General features: G+C 71.9%; 12 protein-coding genes. 7 read left to right on the top strand and 5 right to left on the bottom strand.

Annotated features, from left to right (window positions below):
* The first annotated feature begins 131 nt into the window (after positions 1–131).
* Complete coding sequence (locus ACZ62B_RS01670) at positions 132–770, top strand: TetR/AcrR family transcriptional regulator (protein WP_469689120.1); 639 nt, start codon at positions 132–134, stop codon at positions 768–770.
* A gap of 75 nt (positions 771–845) precedes the next feature.
* On the opposite strand, the gene ACZ62B_RS01665 is transcribed toward ACZ62B_RS01670, so the two are convergent.
* Positions 846–1,997: a GlxA family transcriptional regulator gene (locus ACZ62B_RS01665; protein ID WP_468882669.1), complete on the bottom strand. Its 1,152-nt coding sequence runs from the start codon at positions 1,995–1,997 to the stop codon at positions 846–848.
* Positions 1,998–2,067: 70 nt separating this feature from the next.
* Here ACZ62B_RS01665 and ACZ62B_RS01660 point away from each other — a divergent pair, with 70 nt between their 5' ends.
* Complete coding sequence (locus tag ACZ62B_RS01660) at positions 2,068–3,066, top strand: NADP-dependent oxidoreductase (protein WP_469689119.1); 999 nt, start codon at positions 2,068–2,070, stop codon at positions 3,064–3,066.
* Here ACZ62B_RS01660 and ACZ62B_RS01655 read toward each other — a convergent pair.
* Entirely contained in the window at positions 3,053–3,196 is a 144-nt protein-coding gene (locus tag ACZ62B_RS01655) for a hypothetical protein (protein WP_344560391.1), read from the bottom strand. The genes ACZ62B_RS01660 and ACZ62B_RS01655 overlap by 14 nt on opposite strands.
* On the opposite strand from ACZ62B_RS01655, the gene ACZ62B_RS01650 reads away from it, so the two are divergent.
* Complete coding sequence (locus ACZ62B_RS01650; RefSeq protein WP_469689118.1) at positions 3,195–3,746, top strand: GNAT family N-acetyltransferase; 552 nt, start codon at positions 3,195–3,197, stop codon at positions 3,744–3,746. The genes ACZ62B_RS01655 and ACZ62B_RS01650 overlap by 2 nt on opposite strands.
* Before the next feature lie 564 nt (positions 3,747–4,310).
* Here ACZ62B_RS01650 and ACZ62B_RS01645 read toward each other — a convergent pair.
* Positions 4,311–6,035, bottom strand: coding sequence for a VanW family protein (locus tag ACZ62B_RS01645; protein ID WP_469689117.1), 1,725 nt, complete (start codon positions 6,033–6,035; stop codon positions 4,311–4,313).
* Between the two features lie 530 nt (positions 6,036–6,565).
* Here ACZ62B_RS01645 and ACZ62B_RS01640 point away from each other — a divergent pair.
* Both ACZ62B_RS01640 and ACZ62B_RS01635 read left to right on the top strand, forming a co-directional pair.
* On the top strand, positions 6,566–7,294 hold the full coding sequence (locus tag ACZ62B_RS01640; RefSeq protein WP_469689116.1) for a lytic polysaccharide monooxygenase: 729 nt from the start codon (positions 6,566–6,568) through the stop codon (positions 7,292–7,294).
* A 111-nt stretch (positions 7,295–7,405) separates the two neighbouring features.
* Positions 7,406–9,019, top strand: coding sequence for a carbohydrate binding domain-containing protein (locus ACZ62B_RS01635; RefSeq protein WP_469689115.1), 1,614 nt, complete (start codon positions 7,406–7,408; stop codon positions 9,017–9,019).
* A 150-nt stretch (positions 9,020–9,169) separates the two neighbouring features.
* On the opposite strand, the gene ACZ62B_RS01630 is transcribed toward ACZ62B_RS01635, so the two are convergent.
* On the bottom strand, positions 9,170–10,309 hold the full coding sequence (locus ACZ62B_RS01630; RefSeq protein ID WP_382053475.1) for an ABC transporter substrate-binding protein: 1,140 nt from the start codon (positions 10,307–10,309) through the stop codon (positions 9,170–9,172).
* Between the two features lie 754 nt (positions 10,310–11,063).
* On the bottom strand, positions 11,064–11,711 hold the full coding sequence (locus ACZ62B_RS01625; RefSeq protein ID WP_344560398.1) for a TetR/AcrR family transcriptional regulator: 648 nt from the start codon (positions 11,709–11,711) through the stop codon (positions 11,064–11,066).
* 133 nt (positions 11,712–11,844) lie between these two features.
* Between ACZ62B_RS01625 and ACZ62B_RS01620 the strand changes: the two genes are divergently transcribed.
* Positions 11,845–13,398, top strand: a complete 1,554-nt coding sequence (locus ACZ62B_RS01620; RefSeq protein WP_469689114.1) for a DHA2 family efflux MFS transporter permease subunit — start codon at positions 11,845–11,847, stop codon at positions 13,396–13,398.
* Positions 13,395–14,831 (top strand): MFS transporter, encoded by a 1,437-nt coding sequence (locus ACZ62B_RS01615; RefSeq protein WP_469689113.1) that lies wholly within the window; start codon positions 13,395–13,397, stop codon positions 14,829–14,831. The genes ACZ62B_RS01620 and ACZ62B_RS01615 overlap by 4 nt, the downstream gene beginning before the upstream one ends.
* Positions 14,832–14,885: the final 54 nt, after the last annotated feature.

Here is a 14,885-nt window from a genome sequence, read left to right as displayed (position 1 = left end):
TTGTGTACGCCGTCCACATTTCGCGGGCCGCGCCCGTCGAGGCGCGGGCGAGGGGAGGTGTCGTACAGTACCCCCAGTTGTGTACGCCGTCCACATCCAGCGGGAGACGGTCACAGGAACGAGGAGCACCGATGGCGACCCGGGACACCTACCGGCACGGGAACCTGCGGCAGGCGCTGATCGCGGCGGGCGTGGAACTCGCCCGCACCGGCGGCCCGGACGCGGTCGTCCTGAGGGAGGCCACACGGCAGGCGGGTGTCGTCCCCAACGCCGCCTACCGCCATTTCGACGACCGCCGCGCCCTGCTGAGCGCGGTGTCCCAGGCCGCCCTGGCGGAACTCGCCCGTGCCATGGAGGTGCGGGTGGCGGAAGAGGCCGACGAGCGACCGGAGGGGGACGAAGCCGAGAAGCCCGCCGTGGCCCGCGCGCGCCTGAGGGCCCTGGTCCGCGGCTACCTCGCCTTCGCACGGGCCGAACCCGGGCTGTTCCGCGCGGCGTTCGTGACCTCGGACCTGCAGGACACCGACACCGAGGCCGCCGCCGGAACCGGCGGCCGCACCGCCTTCCGGCTGCTGTCGGACGCCCTGGACGACCTGTCGGCCTGCGGCGTTCTGCCCGCTGAACGCCGCCCGGACGCCGAGTACTTCGTCTGGGCGGCCGTGCACGGCATGGCCGTACTCCTCATCGAGGGACCCCTGCGAGGTCTGCTCCCCGGTCAGGCGGAAGAGGCCGAGCAGAGGCTGCTGCGGGCCATCGAGCGAGGACTCTGACACCGGGGGCCGGAGCGCGCTGTCAGAAGCCGAGCTCGGTGTTCCACCCGCGGGTCGGTACGGGTGCCTTGGGCGTCAGCGCACGGGACGGCCCGCCGTCCGTGAGGGCGGCAGGCCGGTGGAGCCTCTCTGTCCGGGTGCTGCCGGCGCACTGACGTCGCCCGCGGCCGCACCGGAGGCACGGAAGGTGCGCCGGTACGCCGACGGGGCGACCCCCGCCTCGGCCGCCAAGTGCCGCCGCAGCGAGGTCGCGGTGGCGAAGCCCACTTCGTGGGCGACCCGTTCCACCGGCAGGTCGCTGGTCTCCAGCAGCTGCCGCGCCCGCCGCAACCGCTGCTGGACGAGCCAGCGGCCGGGGCTCAGACCGGTCTCCTCCCGGAAGCGCCGGGCGAAGGTACGGGTGCTCATCGCCGCGTGCCCGGCCAGCTCGTCCAGCGACAGAGGCAGTTGCAGCCGCTGCAGTGCCCAGTCGCGGGTCGGCCCGGTGCCGGTTCTGCTCGCCGGTGGCAGCGGCTGCTCGATGTACTGCGCCTGCCCGCCGTCCCGGTACGGCGGCACGACGCAGCGACGGGCGACCTGGTTGGCCACCTCGCTGCCGTGGTCCTGGCGCACCAGGTGCAGGCAGACGTCGACACCGCTCGCCGCCCCCGCGGAGGTCAGCACGTCACCGTGGTCGACGAAGAGCACGCCGGCGTCGAGCTCGACCCGGGGGAACAGTTCCTTGAAGTGGTCGGTGAGCGCCCAGTGGGTGGTGGCCCGGCGCCCGTCCAGGAGACCGGCGGCGGCCAGCAGGAAGGCGCCGGTGCAGATGGACACCAGACGGGTGCCGGGGCGGACGCGGGCCAGGGCGGCGAGGCCTCGCGGGTCCGGGGCGGTGACCGAGGCCCGGGAGATCGCGTACGGAGGGATGACCACGGTGTCCGCCTCCGCCAGCACCTCAGGGCCGTGCCCGGGGGTGACGGTGAGATCCGAGTCGGTGCGCACAGGCTGCCCGTCCGCGCTCGCGGACAGCACCTCGTAGCGGCCGTCGGCGGAACCCAGGACCCGGTGCGGGATGCCGAGTTCGAAGGGGTAGACGCCGTCGAGGGCGAGGACGACGACCTTGTGGGCGCCGGGCCGCGGGTCCGGACGCATCAGACGGTCCAGTTCGGCCGTGCGCTCGGCGAGGCCACGGACCCGGGAGGGCCCGGCGGACGTGGAACGGACGGTGGGAGTCTCGACGGTCATGGCAGGAATGTATCGGAGGATGACCTTCTTGCCATCGCGCCCGCCGTGACCGTACGGCCAGGATCGAGGCATGACCTCGACCGACATCCCTGAGAACCTCAGCCCCTCGGACCCCGCCGCCACGGGCGGCGCCCCCGTGATGCTCGCCCTGCACCAGACGGCCCTCGGCGGCCCCGAGGTGCTGCGGCCGACCGAGCTTTTGCGGCCGACGCCCGGCCCCGGGGAGATCCTCGTCGCCGTGCACGCGGCCGGACTCAACCCCACGGACTTCAAGCACCGCGCCCTGAGCATTTTCCTGCCGCCCCCGCCGCTGACCCTCGGCTGGGACGTCTCCGGCACCGTGGTGGGGACCGGCTTCGGTGTCACCCTCTTCCGGCCGGGTGACGAGGTGTTCGGCATGCTGCCCTACCCGTACGGGGTCGGCTCCCACGCCGAGTACGTCACCGGCCCCACCCGTGCCTTCGTCGCCAAGCCCGCAGGGATCGACCACGTCCAGGCGGCCGCCCTGCCGCTGGCCGCGCTCACCGCCTGGCAAGCCCTCGTCGACACCGCGGACCTCCGGGCCGGGCAGCGGGTGCTGATCCACGCCGCGGCCGGCGGTGTCGGTCATCTCGCCGTACAGATCGCCAAGGAGCGCGGCGCGCACGTCACCGGTACGGCGAGCGCCCCCAAGCACGACTTCCTGCGCGAACTCGGCGCGGATGCCTGTATCGACCACCGCTACGAGGACTTCACCGACACCGACGAGCGCTACGACGTCGTCCTGGACGCCCTCGGAGGGGAGACCGCCACCCGTTCCGTGAGCGTGCTCCGCCCCGGTGGCGTCGTCGTCTCCCTGCTGCCGGGTGCCGAGGACACCCAGGCCGCGGCGGAGAAGGCACAGGTCCGCGCCGTCGGTCTCCTCGTCGAGCACGACCAGGCCGGGATGCGCGCCGTCGCCGAACTCGTCGACCGTGGCAGGCTCCGCGCCCATGTCTCCGGCACCTTCCCCCTCGCCGAAGGCGCCCGGGCCCACGCTCTGGGAGAGACGGGGCGCACCACGGGCAAGCTGGTGATCACCATGCGCTGATGGTCGTCATCGAGGGGGTTCCCGCGTCCCGGCGCACGTGGATCCCGACGATGCCGACCACGGTGGCCATGAAGCCGGACTCCTCCCGCGTCTTGATCGCTGCCGAGCCTGCTGATTGGCTGGCCGACATGACTGAACTCGGGCCCGTCGCCTGGCCGCCCGCCCCGATCAGGACCGAGAGGCTCCTTCTCCGTGAGTCCGAGGCCCGGGACCGTGCGGCGTTCGTCGAGCTGCTGGCGTCGCAAGAGGTGCACACCTACCTCGGCGGCCCCCGCCCGCGTCACGAGCTCGAGAGTGGGATGCCCGGGGCGCCCGAGCGGTGGCCCGGGAGTTTCGTCGTCGATCTCGACGGGGCGATGATCGGCCAGATCCTGCTCAGGAGAGCGCCGGAGCACCATCGCCCGGCTGCTGCGGGGAAGGTCGACCTCGGTTACCTCTTCCTGCCACGGGCGTGGGGATTCGGGTATGCCGCCGAGGCGTGCTCGGCGGCACTCGACTGGCTCGAGGACGTCCTTCCAGGCGAGCCGGTGGTGCTCGCCACCCAGACCGCCAACGCCCGCTCGATGCGCCTCGCGGCAAGACTGGGGTTCACCGAGGTGGAGCGGTTCCGGGCCTGGGACGCCGAGCAGTGGCTCGGCCTGCGGTCCCCGGCCGGGGTCCGTCGAAACGAACGGCTGTGATCCACTCTGTGAGCCTGGTGTCGTTGCCGACGGCGGGAGTGAGTGGTTCGGCGAACCTCCGAACGGGCCTTGCGAGTCCGGTCATCTCAGGGCGGACGGCAGTGAGTTCCCGCAGGAGGCCGATGTCCTTGTCCCGCAGGTTGTCGGGGCGGGTGAGGAGCAGGCGGGCGAACCGGCGCGGGGCCTCGGGCTCGCGGGTGGTCCGCTCGTATGCTCTCGCGGGGCGGGAAGGGTTTACGGTGGCCCGGCACGAGCCGTGGGAGCGAACCTCGGCCGGCGTCTTGGCGCACAGGTTCTTCCACCGACTCCTCGACCACCGGGCCGAGCCGGTCGGCAAGTCGGCGCGTCCGCGAGCACACGCCGGTGGAAACCGCGCATCCGCTCCGTCGGCCTCCCGCACGCCGGGGAATACGGGACAGAGCCCGATCTGCGGTCCCGCGTTTGTGGGCGTGAGCGGGAATCCCTCGGGTGCGCGGCCTCGTGGCACCCGTGGGCCGGTCGGGGTGTACGGGAGGGCGAGGCCGGGACGATGTCCTGCCGGGCGAGTCGATGGGGCGGCGTTCCTCAGGGCTGACGTGTGCTCGGCGTCTCTTCGCAGGTGATTTCGTTGCGTGGGGTGTAGTGGGTGCGGAACGGTTCCCGCTTCACTTCCCGGCCGTCGTCGTGGAAGACCCGCTCCACGGTGACGTCGAAGCCCTCGAGCGGGGTCTGCGGCACGCACTGCTCGTCGGTGCTCACCTTCGTCTCCGGCTGCCGCACGTCGGTGCGCGGCCCCTTGACCGACGTGATCTCGTCGTACTTCTTGGTGCCGAGGAAGCTGACGGTCAGCGAGGTGTCGGTGGACTCGGCCTGGATGTAGATGGCCTTGCCGGAGTCGTTGGTGAACCTCAGGTCCAGGCTGCCCCAGGCGACCGTCGCCTCGCGGCCCTCGGGGTAGCGCTCGATGTAGAAGGAGTGGGCGCCGTGCTCGACGGGCTTGACCCCGGCGAAGAACATCGCGTTGAAGACGGTCGTGGCCACGGCGGAGACACCGCCGCCGGGCGCCTTCTTGTACTGGTCGTCGTAGATCATGATGCCGTCGACGAAACCGTTGGCCTCGGTGCGTTCGCCGACGGTCCGGTTGAAGCTCCAGGTCTCGTTCGGCATGACGACGGAGCCGTTGATGAGTTCCACGGCCCGGCCGACGTTCGTCGTGCGGTAGGCGGCCGGTTCGAAGTCGACGGTGAAGGAGGACATCTTCTCGGTGAGCCCCAGCCGGGCCGCGTTCTCGCGGGTGACCTCCGGCTGGATCCGCCGGGCGGCCACCTCACCGGTGCGGGCGGTGCCCGCCCCGGTGAGCAGGGGCAGGACGGCCTTGCCCAGGGCCTTGTCGGTGACCTCCACGGCGGGTGTGGCGTCGGCGGTCACCACGGCCTTGTCGCCCTGGAGTCCCAGCCGTGCGTTCCGGGGCGTGGTGGGGAGGCCGTTCAGGGCGCCGGTCACCGCGGGGGCGGCGCGCAGGCCCTTGCTGTCGAGGTCCGGTGTGAGCCTGCCGGCGTCGTCCGGCCGCATGGTCAGGTACTCGCCGAGCACGGCCGGGGTGAGCGTGAACCGCTTGCCGCCCGCGGTGAGCGTGACCGGTGCCGACATCGCCGGCCGCGCGAACTCGCGCACTGCCCGTCGCGTCTCTTCCGCCGTGACCTTCGGCTTGGTCTCGTGTGCGGGCAGCACCGTGACCGAGTCCGTCGTGCCGCGCAGGAAGGAGGTGCGCAGTGAGCCGATCGCGGCGTCCACGTCCAGCGCGTATCCGGTGCGCGGCGCGGTCTGCTCGACACGGCCGCCGGCGAAGGAGACGGCGCCGTCGCGGACCTTCTGGTCGAGCGTCTTCGCCAGCTTCCCGAGGGTGGCACGGGCCTTGTCCTCATCGACTCGCAGGACCGGCTCGATGTCACCGCCCGAGCGGAACAGCCCGCCGATCACACTGACCGGATCGGCGCCGGTGGACGTCGCCCGGTCCAGGGTTTCCCGGATGTCGAAGGCGAGCCCCGCCTGCCGTGGATCGACCGCGCCCTTGCGGTCGCCGACCTGTACGGCCAGCTTCCGCGGGCCGGCCTCCGCCAGGTGCTGTTCCAGCTTCCGGGCGGCTTCCTCACGGGTCAGGCCCCCGATGTCCATGCCGCGCACCGTCGTACCCGCCTCGATCTCACCGCCGGTGAGCAGCAGCCCGGTGAGATACAGGCCGCCGATGCCGACGGTCAGGGCACTGCCCGCCAGGGCGACGGGCGGGAGAGAGGCTATCCGGGGGCGCATGGGTCTCCTGAACGATCGATGTGATGTGCACCCGATATCGCGGCACTGCGTGCGAGAGCAGTTGGTCAGGCTACGCACAACCGGGCACCAAAGGGTATATCCAAGGTCACACCGGACGTTTTGGATCACCGGCCTGAGGGGTGGGCTCGACGGCGTCCGGCGTGCTCGGCGCCCGGCCCTCCCGCGAACGGGCGGCCGCTCCGGGTGCCGCCCCGCCCTGGGGCTCGTCCCGTGAATGATCTTCGGTGTGCCGGGCGACCGGGCCGGTGCCGCGGTGGCCACCGTCCGTGATGACCGTCGTCCGGCCGGCGGTCTGCTTCGTGCCGGCCGTCGTTTCGGGAGCCGGCCGAAGTCGGCGCGGTCGCGCGGCCGTTCACTCCCTCGTGCGCACCCCCTTGACGGCACCCGCAGGGTCGCTAAGGTCTAGACCTGACATGCGCAGGTCTAGACCTGTGCTGTGAGGTTGCCTGATCGGCAACGTCGTACGCCGGGGCGGGCTGGTTCGACGGAGACCGAAGGGGAAGAATGTCATGAGCATGAAAAGAAAAGTGGCTGTCGCCGTGGGAGCGCTGGTCGCCCCCATGGTCGCGATCAGCCTGCCGGCGCCGACGGCGAGCGCCCACGGCTGGGTGGTCTCGCCGGGGAGCAGGCAGGACCAGTGCGCCAACCGCGTGGTGCAATGCGGTCAGATCAAGTGGGAACCGGCGAGCGTCGAGGGCCCGAAGGGACTGCGCAACTGCAGCGGCGGGGACCCCCGGTGGGCCGACCTGGACGACGACGGCAAGGGCTGGCGGGTCACGCCGATCGGCTCCACGCACACCTTCACCTGGACCATCGAGGCACGGCACGCCACCAGCAACTGGCAGTACTTCATCGGCGACCAGAAGATCGCGCAGTTCGACGGTCGTGGCGCCCAGCCCCCCGCCTCGGTCAGCCACCAGCTGGACTTCGGCGGGTTCACCGGCCGGCAGAAGGTGCTCGCCGTCTGGAACATCGCGGACACCGCCAACGCCTTCTACGCCTGCATCGACGTCAACATCGGCGGTGGAGACGACGGCGGCGGCGGCGGTGACGACGGCGGCGGTGACGGCGAGCCGGGCGACTGCGTCGCGCCGGTCTGGAACGCCGGGAGCGTCTACACCGGCGGCGAGACCGTCTCCCACGGCGGCCACACCTGGCGCGCCAAGTGGTGGGTGACGGGCGAGGAGCCCGGCACCACCGGCGAATGGGGCGTCTGGGAAGACCTCGGTGCCTGCTGAACCGCCGCACCACCCGATCGCGACCGGCCGGCGTACGCCCCGGAAGGAGCGTACGCCGGTCCCCGCACACCCCCACCGCATCGGCTCTCCTCCACCCCACCGGGAGACAGTGTGAGAACCAGACACCGCATCCTCGCCTGCGCCACCGCCGTCCTGATCGGCAGCGCCGGCGCACTGACCACGCCCTCCGCCGCGCAAGCCGCCAACCTGCTGTCCAACCCCGGGTTCGAGTCCGGCATCCTGTCGGACTGGTCCTGCTCGGGCGGTACGGGATCCGTGGTGAGCAGCCCCGTGCACGGCGGCACCAAGGCGCTCGCGGGCGCCGCGAGCGCCGCCGACAACGCACGGTGCGCCCAGACGGTCTCCGTCCAGCCCGGCACCGAGTACACCCTGTCCGCCTGGGTGCGCGGGAACTACGTGTACCTCGGCGTCGACGGCGGCGCGTCCACGTGGACCGCCTCCGCCTCCGACTGGAAACAGCTGACCGTCTCCTTCACCACCGGCGCCTCCCAGCGCACCGCCGAGGTCTACCTGCACGGCTGGTACGGCCAGGGCACCTACCACGCCGACGACGTCAGCCTGGACGGCCCCGGCGGCGGCGACGACGCCGAGGCCCCCACCGCCCCGACTTCCCCGCGCGTCACCGGCACCTCCGCGACCAGCGTCTCGCTCGCCTGGAACGCCTCCACCGACAACGTCGGCGTCACCGGCTACGACGTCTACCGCGACGGTGTCCTGGCGACCTCGGTGACGGGAACCACCGCGACGGTCTCCGGCCTGACGCCCAGCACCGACTACCGCTTCACGGTCCGGGCGAAGGACCGGGCGGGCAACGCGTCCCCGGACTCCCAGGCCGTCACCGCGACCACCGACGAGAAGGGCGACGACACCCGCTTCGTCCAGGCCGCGCCCTACCTCTATCTCGGCTGGGGCAATCCGCCGAGCGCGACCGAGGTCATGAACGCCACCGGCATCAAGTGGTACACGATGGCCTTCATCCTCGCGCAGAACGGCTGCAACCCCGCCTGGGACAGCCAGCGCCCCCTCACCGGAGGCGTGGACGAGTCGACCATCAAGGCGATCCGCGCGGCCGGCGGCGACATCGTCCCCTCCATCGGAGGCTGGAGCGGCAACAAGCTCGGCCCCAACTGCGCCACTCCCGAAGCCCTCGCCGGCGCCTACCAGAAGGTGATCGACGCCTACGACCTCAAGGCGATCGACGTCGACATCGAGAACACCGACGAGTTCGAGAACCCGGTGGTCCAGGACCGCATCCTCGGCGCCCTGAAGATCGTCAAGGAGAACAACCCGGGCCTGCGGACGATCCTCACCTTCCCGACGCTCAACACGGGTCCCAACTCCTGGGGCAACCGCCTCGTCGAGCGCTCCCACGCCCTCGGGGCGGACATCGACAACTTCACCATCATGCCGTTCAACTTCGGCGGCGGCGCCGACATGTACGGCAGTACGGTGAACGCGACCGAGGGTCTGAAGGGCAAGCTCATGTCCGTCTTCGGCTGGACCGAGGCGCAGGCGTACGCCCACATCGGCATCTCCGGCATGAACAACAGCAGCGACACCGGTGAGATCACCACCCCGCGGATCTGGACCCAGATCCGCGACTGGGCCAACTCCCACCACATCGGACGGCTCGCCTTCTGGTCGGTCAACCGCGACCGCCCCGACTGGGAGTTCACCTCCATCACGGCCGGTTTCACCGGCTGACCCGTCCACGCCCGGGCACGGCGGACGCCGCCGTGCCCGGGCGCACGGTGCCCCGGCCGCCGCCCGGGACCACTGCCCTGCAGTCACTGTGGGACATCGGCCCGAACCAGAGCGGCGTTTTCACTCTCCGCCCGTCGTCCGAACCGCGGTTCACGTCGTGACGAGGTCGCCTCCGACCGCGAGTCCGTCGACCTGCCCATGGGTGACGACGGTGAGTTCGTAGTCGTGGCGCGTGCCTTGCTGCCACTGCGCGCCGGCCAGGGGAACGGTGGAGACATTGGGGACCGGACCGGCGGTCCAGTCCAGTAGGCCTGCCATCGTCCGCAGCCGTGTACCGCCCAGAGCGGCGGCCACGGCGCGGCGGTCGGCGGGGTCGCCGGCCGTGCGGAGCGCGTGCGCGGCCACTTCGAACAACGCGTACGCCAAACCGAGTGGCTGCAACCACTGACGGCCTGTGGCCTGTTCGTACGACTCGGCCAGCTCGGCCGCGGTCGTACCGTCGAGCGACGAGGCGTAGGGGTGGCCGGGCGTCCAGTAGGCCAGTGTCGCCACGTCTGCCTGGGCCGGCCGCACGCCGCCGCGGGTGACGGACGGAGGGTAGGCCAGCCAGCGCGAGCATGTGATCAGACGGGGGCGCCAGCCGTCCTCGGCGGCCTGAGCGCGGAACAGCGCCAGGTCCTGGCCGGTGGCCGCACTGGTGACGACGTCCGCCTCCGCGTCGCGGAACGCCCGGACCTGGGCGCCGAGACCGACAGCCGGTTCACGGTAGGGCCGCGGGTCCACCAGCCGGTGCCCCCGGGCGCGGGCGGCCGGGGCGAAACCCCGCTGCGGGTGCCTGGACCAACTGCCTTGCGGCCCGTCGTTCCACAGACAGCCGACCGTCTGCGAGGAGCCGTCCACGCGGTCCCAGAGGTCGGCGAAGGTTTCGGCGATGTCGTCCAGACCCCAGCAGAAGTGGTACGTCCAGTCGAAGGGGCGGTCGTCGTCCGCGCCGCGCCCGTAGTAGTAGACCTGCCAGGGAAAGGTGCTCGACAGGCACGGCACCCCGAGTCCCTCGCAGGCGTCCGCGACGGCGGGCAGCACTTCGGTGCCGGCGAGTGTCACGACGATCGTCGCGTTCTCGTCCCGGGCGAGTTCCTCCACCGCCTGCCGGGCGCCTTCCGCACACGAGCGACTGTCTCTGCTCACCAGCCGGATCCCGGGTCGGTCGGCCAGCTCGGACTCCAGCAGGGCCATGGCGAAGCTCAGGGGGTCGCCCAGGCCCGCCAGCCGTCCCGAACGGGCGACCACGACCCCGATCGTCGCACCAAGTCCTCGCCCGTCGCTCAACCCGCTCATCATGATCCTTCCCTGCCGTCCCGGTCGGCTCCAGGCCACCGGTGCATAGCCAGGCTCCCCCCGACGGGAGACGGCCAAGGGGGCCGGACGGGTGACATGAGCCCCTGCCGGAGCTCGGAACGACAGGAGCGTGCGGTAGCGGTCCTTCACCGGACTTCGTGATGTCTCATGAGGAAACCCGCGGCTCCGTCCTGGCCCGGGCCGACCGGACCCGGATCTCGGTGCCGTCCGACCGCAGGTGCGCGAGGGCGACCAAGGCGCGGCCGACTCCTCGATCGGGTCGCCGAGATGCGCACGCGACAGGCCCGTGAAGACAGAACGAGACAGGGCCGTACGGGCCCATCGGGACGACACGTCCCGCGTCGCGCTCAGCGGGACATGCCCGACGACCCGGCCGTCGACGACGGCGACGGAGGACATCGGCGCCAGTGCGGCCTCCGCGACGCGAAGTGCCTCCACGAGCCCGGGAGCGGCGAACTCGTACGGACCGGGGAAGGGGGCCTGGAGCGTCACCGCTCCCGACCCTGGGGACCTGCGAGAAGCCCTGGCGGATCGTCCCAGCCGGTGGGCGCAACTCCCCGCCGGTGCCGGAGTGCTGTCGCCCCGGGAGTCCACCTCGTTCGGTCCCGAGCCGACGGCCGGGCCGGCGATGCGCGTGCGGGGGCTGTCGTGGCGCCGTTCCAGTGCCCTCGACGGGGATGCGCCGCTATGTGCTCTGTGGGCTGTAGTGGTCCAGGAACATGTCGACGCCGCTGACGACGAGACGGTCCGTCAGGTCCTCGTCGATGTGCGTGCCGTAGGAGCTGAAGACCATGTGGGGGAAGGTCAGAAGGCCGTAGAACTGGATGATCGCCACCTGTAGGTCGGGGATCTCCAGGCGGCCCTGCTCGGCGAGGGTGCCCAGGGCGCCCGCGACCGCGGGGTGGTGGCTTTCCGTGCCGCGGTGTCTCCAGGCCTCGCCCAGCTCGGGGAAGCGGTGGAGTTCGGCGGCGACGAGGTTGCGCAGGGCGGTGACCTCGTGGTTGGTGCGCACGGCGTGCACCCAGGTGCGGGCCGCCTCGACAAGGGCGGCCCGCAGGTCCTCGGCTTCGGCCAGGCCCTCCAGCGCGGCCGACGACTCCCCGGCGAGCGGCTCGTCGAGCGCGCTCGTGATGACCGCCGTGAACAGTGCTTCCTTGTTGCCGAAGTGGTTGTAGACGGTCACCTTCGACACGCCTGCCCCGGCGGCGATGGTGTCCATTCCCACGCCGAAGCCCTCCCGCAGGAACAGCTCGCGGGCGGCCCGCACGATGGCCTGCCGCTTGAGCTCCGCCCGGGGTCCACTGGGTGGCTGTTTGACGCCGTCCACGCTCATGAGTCGACCCTAGCACCCACCTGAACTGTACGGTTGAGTTCATGTGAACTGAACTGTATGGTTCAGATCGCGGCGTCGGCCGGACAAGGCCGTGCGCGAGAAAGGGGACCTCGTGCCTTCTGCGACTCATCGGATGACCGCTTCACCGCGGACCGGCGACCCGCCGGTACGGCGATGGCTCACCCTCGCCGTCGTGAGCGTGAGCCTGTTGGTCGTCGGACTCGACACCACCGTGCTGAACGTCGCCTTGCCGACCCTCGTCGGTGAACTCGGTGCCTCCACCAGCCAGTTGCAGTGGATCGTCGACAGCTACGCGCTGATGTCCGGCAGCCTGGTGCTGTTCTGCGGCAGCTTGGCGGACCGGCTCGGCCGTAAATGGATCTTCATGGCCGGCCTGACGGTGTTCACCGTGGCGTCCGTCGTCGCCGCCTACGCCGGTTCCGTCACCACCTTGGTGCTCGCCCGCGGGGCCATGGGCGTCGGTGAGGCGCTCATCATGCCGGCCACGCTCGCCGTCATCGGCGATGTCTTCCCGCGTGGGGCCGAACGCACCAAGGCGATCGGTATCTGGTCCGCGGCGGTCGGTGTAGGGACGGTGATCGGGCCGATGGTCGGCGGCTGGATGCTGAGCCACTACTGGTGGGGATCGGTGTTCCTGATCAACCTCCCCATAGGCATCGCGGGCCTGGTCGCCGCCGCCCTGCTGGTGCCCGACTCCCGAGCTCCCGAGAGCGGGCGGCTGGATCCGGCCGGGGCGCTGCTGTCCGTCGCGGCCGTGGCGAGCGTGCTGTGGGCGGTCATCGAAGGGCCCGACCGCGGTTGGACGAGTTCCGCCGTACCGGCCGCCTTCGCGGCGGGCGCGCTCCTGCTGGTCGCCTTCCTCGCCCGGCAGCGCCGGGCCGCCTCCCCGATGCTGCCGCTGCGGATCTTCCGGCACCGCGCGCTGGCGGCCGGTGACCTGCTGGTCCTGCTCGGCGCGTTCGCGCTGATCGGCACGCTCTTCGTGGTCGTGCAGCACTTCCAGTTCGTGCTCGGACACAGCGCCGGGCAGACCGGCGTACGGCTCGGTCCCGCCGCGCTCGCGCTGCTGGTCGCCGGACCACTGGCGGGCGTGCTCGCGCCGCGCCTCGGCATGCGCTCGGTGTCGGCCGTCGGGCTCGCCCTGCTGTCCGCGTCCGCCGCGGTGCTCGCCACCACCGGGCCGACGGACGGCTACGACCGGGCCCTCGTGGCGGTGCTGCTCCTCGGGGCGGGCGCCGGGTTCGTCATCACCGCCACCAGCGACGCCATCGTCGGCTCACTGCCCGAAGCCGACCTGGGCGTGGGCTCGGCCACCAACAGCGCCGCCATCCAACTCGGCGCGGCCACCGGAGTCGCGGTCATGGGCAGCCTGCTGTCCGACCGCTACCGCAGCGGACTCGACGCCGCCCCCGCTCCCGTTCCCGAGGAACTCCTCGATTCCGCCAAGGAGTCCCTGGGCACCGCGCTCGCCCTTGCCGAACACCTGCCCGGCGAGGCCGGAGCCGCGTTCGCCGAGGCCGCCCGCCGCGCCTTCGTCGACGGCATGGGAGCGGCGATGTCCGCCGGGGCCGGTGTCACCGCGGCGGGCGTGCTCCTCGCCCTTCTCGTCGCGCCGTCCCGTGGCGCGGACCCGACCGGAACAACGCACCCGAAGGACTCGCCATGACCCACTCCGCGGCCGGTGCCCCGCACACGGCCGAACACGCTCCCCACCCGACCACCGACCCACGCCGCTGGGCGGCCCTCGCACTGATCTGCGTCGCCCAGTTCATGCTGATCCTCGATGTCACCGTCGTGAACGTCGCCCTGCCCGGCATGGCGGCCGACCTCGACCTCGGCCGGGAGACGCTGACCTGGGTGGTCACCGCGTACACCCTCTGCTTCGGCGGGCTGATGCTGCTCGGCGGCCGACTCGCCGACGCCCTCGGCGCCCGCCGCACCCTGCTCGCCGGACTCGCGCTCTTCACCGCCGCCTCGTTGGCCACCGGTCTGGCCCAGAACGCCCCGACGCTGCTCGGTGGCCGGATCGGCCAGGGCGTCGGCGCGGCCCTGCTGTCACCGGCCGCGCTGTCCATCGTCACCACCACTTTCCACGGTGCCGAACGCAACAAGGCGCTCGGCGTCTGGGCGGCGATCGGCGGCACCGGCTCCGCGGCGGGCGTGCTCCTCGGCGGAGCTTTGACCGACGGACCCGGCTGGCAGTGGGTGTTCCACGTCAACGTGCCCGTCGGGCTGCTCCTGCTGATCGCCCTGCCCGCCCTCGTCCCGGCCCGCGCGCCGCAGCCCGCACGGCTCGACATCCCCGGCGCGCTGCTCGTCACCACGGGCACCGCCGCGCTGATCTACGGCCTGGTCGAAGCGGGCGACACCGGATGGACGGCCCCCTCGACCCTGATGCCGCTCTTCGGCGCGGCGGTGGCGTACGCGGCCTTCGTGGCCGTCGAGCGAGCAGCCCGGGCCCCGCTGATGGATCTGCGGATGTTCACCCGGCGGCCGGTGCTCGCGGGTGCCTTCCTGATGCTGATCGCCACGGCCCTGCTGATCGCGTACTTCTTCCTCGGGTCCGTATACCTCCAGCACCTCCGTGGCTTCAGCCCGCTGAGTACCGGGCTGGTGTTCCTGCCCGTGGCCGTGGCGACCGGTGTCGGCGCCCACCTCGGGTCCCGGCTCGTCGGCCGGATCGGCAGCCGTCCGACCGCTGTCGCCGGCATGGCCGTCGCCGCCGTCGGAACCCTCCCGCTGACCCGGCTGTCGGAGACCGGCAGCGTGTACGCCGGGCTTCTTCCGGGCTTCGTGATCGCCTCCCTCGGCCTCGGCGCGGTCTTCGTCACCGCCACGACCACCGCCCTGGCCATGGTGGGCCACCGGGAGGCGGGACTCGCCTCCGGCGTCGTCAACACCTTCCACGAGGTGGGTGGCTCGATCGGTGTCGCCGTCGTCTCCACCGTCGCGGCATCCGGCTTCGAGCGAGGCTCGGTGGGCGGCTTCGCCGACGCGTTCACCCTGTGCGCGGTGACGGCCGCTGCCGGTGCCGTCATCGCCCTGGGCCTCGTACCGCGAGGCAGGCCGCAGTCGACCGGTGGACCGCACGTGCACTGAGAGGGCCGGCCGCCGGCCAAGAGCGACCGGCCCGGTTCTTCCTCCCTGTGTCGG

This window comes from Streptomyces sp. NPDC053426 (assembly GCF_055585405.1).
The sequence above is the reverse complement of the archived record's forward strand: the minus strand, read 5'-3'. Positions and strand labels throughout refer to the sequence as shown.

Bases quoted from the DNA above. Each gene is read 5' to 3' on its own strand.
- ACZ62B_RS01670 (WP_469689120.1), top strand. From the start codon at position 132: ATGGCGACCCGGGACACCTACCGGCACGGGAACCTGCGGCAGGCGCTG.
- ACZ62B_RS01665 (WP_468882669.1), bottom strand. From the start codon at position 1,997: ATGACCGTCGAGACTCCCACCGTCCGTTCCACGTCCGCCGGGCCCTCC.
- ACZ62B_RS01660 (WP_469689119.1), top strand. From the start codon at position 2,068: ATGACCTCGACCGACATCCCTGAGAACCTCAGCCCCTCGGACCCCGCC.
- ACZ62B_RS01650 (WP_469689118.1), top strand. From the start codon at position 3,195: ATGACTGAACTCGGGCCCGTCGCCTGGCCGCCCGCCCCGATCAGGACC.
- ACZ62B_RS01655 (WP_344560391.1), bottom strand. From the start codon at position 3,196: ATGTCGGCCAGCCAATCAGCAGGCTCGGCAGCGATCAAGACGCGGGAG.
- ACZ62B_RS01645 (WP_469689117.1), bottom strand. From the start codon at position 6,035: ATGCGCCCCCGGATAGCCTCTCTCCCGCCCGTCGCCCTGGCGGGCAGT.
- ACZ62B_RS01640 (WP_469689116.1), top strand. From the start codon at position 6,566: ATGAGCATGAAAAGAAAAGTGGCTGTCGCCGTGGGAGCGCTGGTCGCC.
- ACZ62B_RS01625 (WP_344560398.1), bottom strand. From the start codon at position 11,711: ATGAGCGTGGACGGCGTCAAACAGCCACCCAGTGGACCCCGGGCGGAG.
- ACZ62B_RS01620 (WP_469689114.1), top strand. From the start codon at position 11,845: ATGACCGCTTCACCGCGGACCGGCGACCCGCCGGTACGGCGATGGCTC.
- ACZ62B_RS01615 (WP_469689113.1), top strand. From the start codon at position 13,395: ATGACCCACTCCGCGGCCGGTGCCCCGCACACGGCCGAACACGCTCCC.